General features: G+C 69.4%; 13 protein-coding genes. 9 read left to right on the top strand and 4 right to left on the bottom strand.

Annotated elements, in window-relative coordinates:
- The first annotated feature begins 343 nt into the window (after positions 1-343).
- Positions 344-802, top strand: coding sequence for a hypothetical protein (locus QH290_RS00475; protein WP_280261225.1), 459 nt, complete (start codon positions 344-346; stop codon positions 800-802).
- Between the two features lie 3 nt (positions 803-805).
- On the opposite strand, the gene QH290_RS00470 is transcribed toward QH290_RS00475, so the two are convergent.
- Positions 806-1,732: an EamA family transporter gene (locus tag QH290_RS00470; RefSeq protein WP_280381655.1), complete on the bottom strand. Its 927-nt coding sequence runs from the start codon at positions 1,730-1,732 to the stop codon at positions 806-808.
- A 38-nt stretch (positions 1,733-1,770) separates the two neighbouring features.
- Between QH290_RS00470 and QH290_RS00465 the strand changes: the two genes are divergently transcribed.
- From QH290_RS00465 to QH290_RS00435, 7 genes are all read left to right on the top strand, one after another.
- Entirely contained in the window at positions 1,771-2,301 is a 531-nt protein-coding gene (locus tag QH290_RS00465) for a CGNR zinc finger domain-containing protein (RefSeq protein WP_280381654.1), read from the top strand.
- 64 nt (positions 2,302-2,365) lie between these two features.
- Positions 2,366-2,677: a hypothetical protein gene (locus QH290_RS00460; RefSeq protein ID WP_280381653.1), complete on the top strand. Its 312-nt coding sequence runs from the start codon at positions 2,366-2,368 to the stop codon at positions 2,675-2,677.
- 132 nt (positions 2,678-2,809) lie between these two features.
- Complete coding sequence (locus QH290_RS00455; RefSeq protein WP_280381652.1) at positions 2,810-3,328, top strand: hypothetical protein; 519 nt, start codon at positions 2,810-2,812, stop codon at positions 3,326-3,328.
- Between the two features lie 46 nt (positions 3,329-3,374).
- Complete coding sequence (locus QH290_RS00450; protein ID WP_280381651.1) at positions 3,375-3,917, top strand: hypothetical protein; 543 nt, start codon at positions 3,375-3,377, stop codon at positions 3,915-3,917.
- Positions 3,918-3,985: 68 nt separating this feature from the next.
- On the top strand, positions 3,986-5,047 hold the full coding sequence (locus QH290_RS00445; RefSeq protein ID WP_280381650.1) for a glycerophosphodiester phosphodiesterase family protein: 1,062 nt from the start codon (positions 3,986-3,988) through the stop codon (positions 5,045-5,047).
- Positions 5,048-5,073: 26 nt separating this feature from the next.
- Positions 5,074-5,202, top strand: a complete 129-nt coding sequence (locus tag QH290_RS00440; protein WP_280261241.1) for a hypothetical protein — start codon at positions 5,074-5,076, stop codon at positions 5,200-5,202.
- Between the two features lie 35 nt (positions 5,203-5,237).
- A complete protein-coding gene (locus QH290_RS00435) occupies positions 5,238-5,705 on the top strand; it encodes a PaaI family thioesterase (protein WP_280261242.1) in 468 nt (155 codons plus the stop codon).
- On the opposite strand, the gene QH290_RS00430 is transcribed toward QH290_RS00435, so the two are convergent.
- Together QH290_RS00430 and QH290_RS00425 are read right to left on the bottom strand one after the other, a co-directional pair.
- The gene (locus QH290_RS00430) at positions 5,677-6,333 is read right to left on the bottom strand and encodes a DUF8020 domain-containing protein (protein WP_280381649.1); all 657 of its coding nucleotides are present in this window, start codon (positions 6,331-6,333) and stop codon (positions 5,677-5,679) included. The genes QH290_RS00435 and QH290_RS00430 overlap by 29 nt on opposite strands.
- A 110-nt stretch (positions 6,334-6,443) precedes the next feature.
- A complete protein-coding gene (locus QH290_RS00425) occupies positions 6,444-7,448 on the bottom strand; it encodes an aldo/keto reductase (RefSeq protein ID WP_280264891.1) in 1,005 nt (334 codons plus the stop codon).
- Between the two features lie 101 nt (positions 7,449-7,549).
- Between QH290_RS00425 and QH290_RS00420 the strand changes: the two genes are divergently transcribed.
- Complete coding sequence (locus tag QH290_RS00420) at positions 7,550-8,425, top strand: helix-turn-helix transcriptional regulator (protein WP_280264890.1); 876 nt, start codon at positions 7,550-7,552, stop codon at positions 8,423-8,425.
- A gap of 10 nt (positions 8,426-8,435) precedes the next feature.
- On the opposite strand, the gene QH290_RS00415 is transcribed toward QH290_RS00420, so the two are convergent.
- The gene (locus QH290_RS00415) at positions 8,436-8,945 is read right to left on the bottom strand and encodes a pirin-like C-terminal cupin domain-containing protein (protein ID WP_280381648.1); all 510 of its coding nucleotides are present in this window, start codon (positions 8,943-8,945) and stop codon (positions 8,436-8,438) included.
- Positions 8,946-8,999 lie beyond the last annotated feature (54 nt).

Below are 8,999 nucleotides of genomic sequence, written 5' to 3'. Positions count from 1 at the left end.
ACCCCCTACCCCCCCCGCGTTTTAAACAACAAACCCCCCCCACCCCACACCACGTGTTGGTATAACCTACCACCCAGCATTCCTAAAACATTGTGTTACACCTCGCTTTTCTAACTACAGGGGCTCTCGAATGACGCACGGCCCGGTGCGGTCGGGGGGGCCGGAGTGGGTTTGCGGAGCGGGGGAGGCTGTATTTCCGGAGCGGGGATCGTTGGTATTGCCCTTGTCGGTCCCACCGGTTGTGGGTGGGGACAAGTTCGGTGAACTGGCGTTGGGAGGGGGTGGGGGTGGGGTAGCCTCGGCAGCCGATCGGTTGGGTCGGTAGGTCTCGAGAGGTGATGGCGTGTCTGGTCGTCGATGGGGGCTGGTGGTGGCGGTGGGTGCCGCGCTGATAGTGGGTGCGCCGGTGGGGCACGGCGAGCCGGCGGCCGGGGATGTCGGCGGCTGTCGGCAGGGTGGGGTGATGACCGGCAGGCTGGTGCCGGGTAGTGGTAGCGCCGGGCAGAATATTCAGCGGGAAGGGACGCTGCGCGAGTGCGACAGCCCGCTGCTGCCGGGGGTTACCGGTGGCCGGTTCAGCGTGACGATTCCGTGGAATGCCACCGGCGCCACCAGCGCGGCCACATTCACCTGGTCGGACGGCAGCGTCAGCGCGGCAACGGGATTCGGCAACGGCCAGTGGCTGATCACCGCGGGTCCGGCGAGCGGCCACGGAATTCAGCTGTTCGTCGCGAACACCTGGAGCGGCTGGTATCTCAGCCCGCTCGATGTCACCGTCACCTCGGCCCGCTTCCTCGCCTGAGCCTCATTCCCCGCGCCGTACGGTGACGACGCCGGTGAGAATCAGTGCGCCACCGAGGAATTGGACGGGGCGCGGGGACTCGCCGAGGAGCAGCCAGGCGAAGATCAGGGCGGCCAGGACCTCGGAGAGGGCGACGAACGAGGCCAGGCGGGAGCCGAGCAGCCGGGTGGCGACGATGCCGGTCGCATAGGCGAGGGCGGCCGTCACGGTGCCCAGGGCGAGGATCGGCAGCCACCATGGCGTGGTAAACCCTTGGAACGCAACAGAATTCGTCGTCGCCGACATCGGGAGGATGCCGACGGCGCCCGCCGCGAGCAGGCCGAGCCCGCCGATGAGCAGGCCGCCGGTGGCGAGGACGGTGCCGGGGATGGAGCCGTCGCCGTGTGCCGACAGGATGAAATAACCCGCCGCGCCCACCATGGCGCCCAGCGCCCAGGCGATGCCCACCCAGTCGGCCGACAGTCCGGACCGCAGGTCGAGGACGAGGAACAGCCCCGCGATGCCGAGGGCCGCACCGCAGATCGTCAGCACTCCCGGACGCTGGCGATGCCGCAGCCACAACCACCCCACCACGGCGATCGGTGCGGTGTATTCGATCAGCAACGCCACCCCGACCTGCATGTGCGCGACGGCGTTGAAGTAGCCGAGCTGCGTCCCGGCCACCGCCAGCAGGCCGTACCCGGCGATCAGCGAGGCGTTGCGCCGCAACAGATTCCACTCGCCTCGCAGCTGGTATGCGGCGATCGGGCTCAGTACGACGGCACCGAGCAGGACGCGCACCGCGACCACCGTCGCCGCACTCCAGCCCGCATCCATCAATCCCCGCGCGAGCGGACCCGACAGCCCGAACGCCGCGGCCGACACACCGGCGATGAGCAAGCCGGCTCCGGCCCGGGCCCCGATCGGCCTGTCATGAGTCAATATCGCCATGACTAATGACGGTATGGGCACCCTGGTAATCTGTCAATATGGACTTTGCTCATGACACCGTGGCGTCGATGATCGCGGCGGTGGAGCTGGTGAATTCGGCGGAGGAGCCGGACACCATGACCGAAATCGCCCAGCTGGACGAGTTTTTCGTCAGGCACGTCTACACCGGCGCGCACGCGGGCGATGCCGCCGAGCTGGCGGCCGTTCGTGCCCTGCGCCCTCGGCTGCGTCGGCTGCTCACCAGCGACCGCGACGAGGCGGTGCGCCTGGTGAACCGGATCCTGGCCGAACACCATGCGGTGCCGCAGCTGGTCCGCCACGGCGATATCGACTACCACATCCACGCCGTACGGCCCGACGCCCCGCTCGAGGTCCGGATCGCGGTCGAGACCGCGATGGCCATGATCGATTTCATCCGCTCCGACGAACTCAGCCGATTCTCGATCTGCGCCGACTCCTCCTGCGCCGGAATAGTTTTCGATACCTCCCGCAACCGCTCTCGCCGCTACTGCAGCACCGCCTGCGGCAACCGCAACGCCGTAGCCGCCTACCGCGCCCGCAGGAAGTAGCAGCACCTCGTCGCGCGGGAAAATCCCGGCGACGCGGTGATCGTCGGGCGCGATACTGGCCGACATGGACGAGATCGAGGTCGTCGTCGCCCATCACGAGCGCGCGACCCTGCGTGTCGGCGAGGTGTTCCTGAAGATCGATGCCGATCGGATGCGCACCGACGCCGAGGTCGAGGCGATGGCCAGGGCGCCGATCCCGACGCCGGAGATCCTGTGGCGCCAGCTCGCTGCCCTGACGCTCGGACATCGCGAGCATCTCGCTGATGTCGTCGCGGGCTACGGGGCCGCCGTCGACCTCGAGGTGATCCGCGCGTGGTGGTCGCTGCGGAGCCTGCGGGGAATTCGCTGGCTCGTCGTGCGAGCCCAGGCGCGCTGAGCTGGGTTGCGGTCGGAGCTTCAACTAAGTTCAATTGGGTCTTGAACTTAGTGCAAGAAGATGTGTATTCTTTGTCTTGTACTTAGTTCAAGGGATTGCCGGGGTGCGGTGGTCTCGATCGAGGAGAACGATATGAACGCCGTTATTGCCGCTGTCGAATTCGCCGCCGCCGCTGCCTTCGTGAGCATGCCCGTGGTGCGCAATCGCTACGGGACCGGCGCGATGGCGACCGCCGAGGCGGAGCTGGCGCGGCAGGGGGTGCGGACGACGGCCCTGCGGGAGAACGGGATGCGGTTCGATGCCAGCGGCCACGAGTGGTGGGCGCCGGGCGGCATCGCCGCCTTCCTGGTGATCATGGCCGGGCTCAACCTGGCCGGGTTCGAATGGCTGCGGCCGGTGAACTGGGTGGTGCTGTCGGCGTTGTTCCTGGCCAACTGCGTCATCGTCTACAGCAACCTGACCGCGGTGAAGTCGGTGCGGGCGGCCTTCCGGCGCAAGATCGATCCGGAGCTGGCGCGCATCGATGTGCCCGCGCTCATGCGGGCCGCCGAGTCCGGGTTCCCGGCGTGGACCTGGACCCTGCAGCGCATCCGGAACGCGGTGGTATTCGGCGGCACGGTGCTCGGCCTCGCGGTGCTGGTCTTCGTCTGAATCTCTTGTCCCACAGTAGTTTTGCCAGAGAGCCGAGGATCCCGCCATGCCTGCCGCCGTCGCCACGACCGTCGCCCTGCAGTTGCTGTTCGCGGCCACGATGATCGTCATCCCCGTCGCCGTCCTGCGCACCGGCCATCGCGCCCAGGCCGCCGCGGAAACCGAGATCGTCCGCCAGGGCCATGCTCCGGAAGTTCTTGCTGCGCACGGGATTCGGCTGAAGGAGAAGGTCTGGGAATTCCTGTTCGCGATTGGCATCGCCGCGCTACTGATCGGCCTGGCGATCGCGAACCTCGCGGGCGCCTCCCGGTTGCCGTCGCTGATCGTCGAGCCGATTCTGCTGGTGGTCGCCGGATTCGTCACTGCCGGTCAGGTATTCGCCGTCCGATATACGCGGGCGGCCTTCCGCCGGTCGGATGATCCCGCGGTCCGGGCCATCGACGCCGTGGCCCTCATGCGGGCCGCGAGTTCCGAATTCCCGTCCTGGCTGCGCCCGCTGGTCCTGATCCGCTTCGTGCTCGCCACGCTCGGAACGCTCGCCGCCATCGTCCTGTTGCTCACCCCGGCGGCATCGGCCTGGTTCCGCTGATGCGGAGTTCGCGGGGTATTCAGAAGTGTTTCACCGGGGCGTCGAGTACCACCGAGCACGATGAAGGTATGCGACGACTCTGGGCTCTGTGCGCCGCCGTGCTGTCGGCCGGGACCGTGATGACGACGGGGCCCGCCTCGGCGGAACCCGCGCGGCCGTTCGATCTGCAGGCCCACCGCGGCGGGCTGGGGATCGTTGTGGAGAACACGCTGCCCGCGTTCGCGAACGCGCTGGAACTCGGGGTGAGCACGCTGGAGCTGGACGTGCAGATCACCGCCGACGGCCGGGCAGTCGTCACCCACGATCGAGATCCGAACCCGGCCAAGTGCACCGATACCGCTTCGGCCTTCCCGGGAGACCCGAAGTTCCCCTACGTCCCCGGCAACACCTTCATCCGGGACCTGACCCTGGCGCAGGTACGCACGATCGATTGCGGCTCGAAACAGCTGCCCGACCACCCCGGGCAGCGAACGGTCGAGGGCGCCAGAATGCCTTTGCTCTCCGAGGTTTTCGAGCTGGTGCGCAGGTATCGTGCCGGCGGGGTGATGCTGAACATCGAAACCAAGGTCGAGGCCGCCGCGCCGGAGCAGACCGCCCCGAGAGAGCAATTCGTGCAGGTGGTCGCCGAGGAGATCCGCCGCGCGGGAATCGGGAATCAGGTCACCATTCAGAGTTTCGACTGGGGCGCGCTGATGCGGATGCGCGAGGTGGCACCCGAACTGCCCCTCGTCGCGCTGACCAGCGGACAGCAGAATCTGCAAGTGGGGGAGCCGGGGGCCTCGCCCTGGCTGGGCGGGATCGACATCGACGAGCACAGCGGCACCCCGCAGGACAAATTCGTCTCCGCCGCAGCCTCTTTCGGCGCGGCCGCGGTCTCGCCGGTGCACGGCACCCCGCAGGACGCCCCGATGAACGACCCGGACTACGAGCCGTTCACCACCGCCGAGCTGGTGCGGTCGGCGCACCGGCACGGTCTTCGGGTGATCCCGTGGACGGTCGACGATCCCGCGACCATGACCGCGCTGATCGATCTCGGCGTGGACGGGATCATCACCAACCGCCCCGATCTGCTGCGAAACGTGTTGTCCGACAACGGCTACCCGCTCCCGCCGCCCTATCCCCGACCGTAATCACGTGGGCGGTATGCCTTTCCGGCATGCTCTCGGCCGGAATCCACGCAACCTGTCGAGCCGTCACCGGCGGCCTGCTGGCCGGTATCGCCACCACCCTCGACGGCGGCGCACAGCCGGGGCCCATGGACAACGACCCTCCGATGCGGGTATGAAAACTAGAACGTGTTTCAACTCGAATGGAGTGGCGATGGACAGCGCGGCGATGGGCGAACTGGTGATGGCCGGGTTCAAGAAGCTCGGATTCCTGCAGTACGCGGGGATCGACGGTGTGGAGTACCTGCCCGGGCGCAATGTGGTGGCGATGGACCCGAAGCCCGAGCACCTCAATCACAACGGCGACCTGCACGCCGCGATCCTGTTCGGCCTGGCGGAGACCGCCGCGATGGGCGCCTCGATCTCCGGGATCGTGGACCTGATGGGCGAGACCTTCATCGTCGCCCGCGACGGCAAGATCGAGTACCTGGCCCGGGCCAAGGGGGAGGCCGGGCCGATCCGGGCCACCGCCGAGCTGTCCGCGCAGACCATCGAGCAGACGCGCGCCGATATCGCGGCGCGCACCCCGATCGAGCTGGCCGTGCCGGTGGACATCACCGACGGCACCGGCAAATCCGTTGCGGCGGCGTCGTTCACCGCGGTGATTCGCCCCCGCCGGTGACCATGTCCTCGAGCGCGTCGCGCGCCTCGTCGACGGCGGCCTGACCGCCGCTGTTGTGCAGTCCGACGCCCGCGCCGACCAGCGCGCCCACCACGGTGGCGATCGGCACGGAGAAGATGTCGAACATGAACAGCCCGGCGGGGAAGCCGAGCACGAATCCGATCGCCGCCCCGATCGCGGCACCCTGGCTGACGGCAGGCTGGTGTGCCTGCAGCACATCCAGGAACCGCTGCTGAGCGCTGATGTCTCGCGCCGGTGCCGGTGCCGGACCGGCCGGCGTCAGGGTGAGTCGGCGGCCGCCCTCGTCGATCGCCGACATGAGGTCGAGCCGGTGCCCGGCGATGTCGTGGCGCAGCGGGAGGCTGGCCACCATCACGCCCGAAACATCGGTCACGGCAACGGATTGCGCGTCCCAGGTGGGCAGGAACCGGCCCGCCCGCAGCGTCGTCACCGCCGCGCGCCGGTCGGTGCTCAGCCGCGTGTCGTAGCCGACGCCGCGATCGGTCCCGCGCACCTCGAGCGCTGGCCGGTCCTCGGCGGTCGGCGGCTCGGCCGCGCTCGTGCCCGCGGCCACCCCGGTGGGCCGGAGGCAGAGCAGCGTTGTCGCACTGGTTTTCGTGATCCTCATCGATACCTCTTCGCTCGGCGGGCACTGCGCCCCGAACCTCGAGGATGAAACTACCGCCGCGGCACCGGGATCTGAAGGGCTGCCGCGAGGCGTATATGGGTAGCGGGCGATCAGCGTTCGCTGTCGAGCATCGCCATCTGCGGTGCGGCGTAGCGATCGCCCGCGACCCGGTCGGCCGGGGCCGCGGCCTCGATCTCCGCGAGATCGGCCTCCGACAGCCGGATATCCAGGGCCGCAACCGTTTCGGCCCAGCGCTCGGGGCGCCGCGCACCGAGCACCGGCACGATGTCCGCACCCCTCGACAGCACCCAGGCGATGGCGAGCTGTGCCACGCTGACCCCGCGCTGGTCGGCGATCTTGGCCAGCGCCTCGACCAGCTGCAGGTTGGCGGTGAGGTTCTCGCCCTGGAAGCGCGGGCTGTGGGCGCGGAAGTCGGTGGCCTCGAACGCCTTTCCGCCGCGCAGCGAGTCGCTGAGCAGCCCGCGCGACAGCACGCCGTACGCGGTGATCCCGATCCCGAGTTCCCGGGCGGTCGGCAGGATCTGCCCTTCGATACCGCGGGAGATCAGCGCGTATTCGATCTGCAGGTCCGCGATCGGGTGGACCGCCGCGGCCCGGCGCAGCGTCTCGGCGCCGACCTCGGACAGGCCGATGTGGCGCACGTACCCGGCGTCGACCATCTCCGCGATCGCGCCGACGGTGTCCTCGATCGGGACATCCGGATCCAGGCGGGCCGGGCGGTAGATGTCGATGTGGTCGACGCCGAGCCGCTGCAGCGAGTACCCGAGGAAGTTGCGCAGCGCCTCCGGGCGGGTGTCCATGCCGCCCCAGCTGTTGTCCGGCCCGCGCAGGGCGCCGAACTTGACGCTGAGCACGTAGTCCTCGCGCGGCCGAGCGGCGAGCGCGCGACCGATGAGCGCCTCGTTGTGGCCGAAACCGTAGAAGTCGCCGGTGTCTATGAGGTTGGCGCCCGAATCCAGGGCGGCGTGGATGGTGGCGAGGGATTGAGCCTCGTCGGATGCGCCGTACGCGCCGGACATGCCCATGGCGCCGAGGCCGATGCGGCCGACGGCCGGTCCGGTGGCGCCGAGCCGAATGGTGTCGATGGTGGTCATGCCTGCCATCGTGCGGGGTGATCCGCGGGCCAGGCAGAGATCGCATATCGGGGGATCGGCGATCCCTGGTTTCCGGCCCGGCCGGGGAGGACAGTGGAGGGATGGACCGCGACGATCTTGCCGACTTCCTGCGGCGTCGCCGGGAGCAGCTGCAACCGGCGGATGTGGGGCTGCTGCCCGGGCTGCGCCGCCGCACGCCGGGACTGCGCCGCGACGAGGTGGCGCTGCTGGCGGGCATGTCGACCGACTACTACACCCGGCTCGAGCAGTCGCGCGGCCCGCGCCCGTCGGTGCAGGTGCTCGGCTCGCTCGCGCGGGCCCTGCGGTTCACCGACGACGAGCGCGATCATCTGTTCCACCTCTGCGGCCACCCGGCGCCGGACCGCGGCGGCGGCGACGGACATGTCGGTCCCGGGCTGCTGTATCTGCTGCACAAGCTCGACGACACCCCGGCCTGCGTGGTCTCCGACCTCGGCGAGGTCCTGGCGCAGAACCGGATGCATATCCTGCTGTCGGGCGACTGCTCGGGGTTCACCGGCATGGATCGGTATCTGCTGTGGCGGTGGTTCGCGAACCCGGAGGAACGCACGAAGTTCCCCGAGGAGGACTGGGATCGCCTGCTCCGCAGGCATGTCGCGGATCTGCGGGCCACCGCCGCCCGCCGCGCCGGCGACGCCGATGTCGCCGAGGTGGTCTCGCGATTGCGTGCCGCCAGTAGCGATTTCGAGCGGCTGTGGACCGCGCACGAGGTGGCCGTCCGAGTCAGCGACGCCAAGCGGATCAACCATTCCCGGGTGGGGTTGCTGGATCTGGTGTGCGAAACCCTGCTCACCACGAACGCGTCGCAGTCCCTGCTGGTCTTCTACCCGCGTCCGGGGACCGATGCCCAGGAGAAGCTGGATCTGTTGCGGGTCATCGGAACTCAGGAGATCGGTCGGCAAACCGATTCGGGCAGTGCGGCTTTCGACCGGTCCTGATTGGGCGGGATCAGCCGCCCGGTGCGATGCGTCGTTTGCGCGGCTGCAGGCGCAGATTCGGCAGCGGCGGGGCGGGGATCCGCTGATCCGGCGTATGACCCGCGATATCGGGGAAGCGCTCGAGATCGTGGTTCTCCCAATCGTTTCGGGCGGTGCGGATCTCCTCGTGACTGCGCGCCACGAAGTTCCACCACATGACCAGATCCTCGCCGAAGGGCGCCCCGCCGATCAGGATCGCGTGGGCGCCGGTGTCGCTGGTGAGGCGCAGGTCGTGGCGATCGCTGCCGAGATACAGCAGCGGCCCCGGCGCGGCGGCGATATCGGAGACGGTCAGCGCGCCCTCGAGCACCAGCAGGGCGTGCTCGAAGTCGGGCCGCAGGGCCAGGCGGGCGGCGGGCCCGGGGGGGGCGCGCCGATAGGCGCCGCCCCTCGGGGGGTTGGCGGGCGCCCGGGGGCCCGCGCCGCTGCGCGCCGCCCAGTTGGGGGGTGGCGCCGGCCGCGGGTGCCGGCGCGCCGCCACCCGGGGGCCCGCCCGCCCGCAGTGACCCGATCAGCACGGTGGCGCGCAGGCCCG

The organism is Nocardia wallacei (assembly GCF_029869545.1).
Lineage (GTDB): Bacteria > Actinomycetota > Actinomycetes > Mycobacteriales > Mycobacteriaceae > Nocardia > Nocardia wallacei_A.
This window is presented reverse-complemented; position numbering and strand designations above follow the sequence as displayed.

Bases quoted from the DNA above. Each gene is read 5' to 3' on its own strand.
- QH290_RS00470 (WP_280381655.1), bottom strand. From the start codon at position 1,732: ATGGCGATATTGACTCATGACAGGCCGATCGGGGCCCGGGCCGGAGCC.
- QH290_RS00465 (WP_280381654.1), top strand. From the start codon at position 1,771: ATGGACTTTGCTCATGACACCGTGGCGTCGATGATCGCGGCGGTGGAG.
- QH290_RS00460 (WP_280381653.1), top strand. From the start codon at position 2,366: ATGGACGAGATCGAGGTCGTCGTCGCCCATCACGAGCGCGCGACCCTG.
- QH290_RS00455 (WP_280381652.1), top strand. From the start codon at position 2,810: ATGAACGCCGTTATTGCCGCTGTCGAATTCGCCGCCGCCGCTGCCTTC.
- QH290_RS00450 (WP_280381651.1), top strand. From the start codon at position 3,375: ATGCCTGCCGCCGTCGCCACGACCGTCGCCCTGCAGTTGCTGTTCGCG.
- QH290_RS00445 (WP_280381650.1), top strand. From the start codon at position 3,986: ATGCGACGACTCTGGGCTCTGTGCGCCGCCGTGCTGTCGGCCGGGACC.
- QH290_RS00440 (WP_280261241.1), top strand. From the start codon at position 5,074: ATGCTCTCGGCCGGAATCCACGCAACCTGTCGAGCCGTCACCGGCGGC.
- QH290_RS00435 (WP_280261242.1), top strand. From the start codon at position 5,238: ATGGACAGCGCGGCGATGGGCGAACTGGTGATGGCCGGGTTCAAGAAG.
- QH290_RS00430 (WP_280381649.1), bottom strand. From the start codon at position 6,333: ATGAGGATCACGAAAACCAGTGCGACAACGCTGCTCTGCCTCCGGCCC.
- QH290_RS00425 (WP_280264891.1), bottom strand. From the start codon at position 7,448: ATGACCACCATCGACACCATTCGGCTCGGCGCCACCGGACCGGCCGTC.
- QH290_RS00420 (WP_280264890.1), top strand. From the start codon at position 7,550: ATGGACCGCGACGATCTTGCCGACTTCCTGCGGCGTCGCCGGGAGCAG.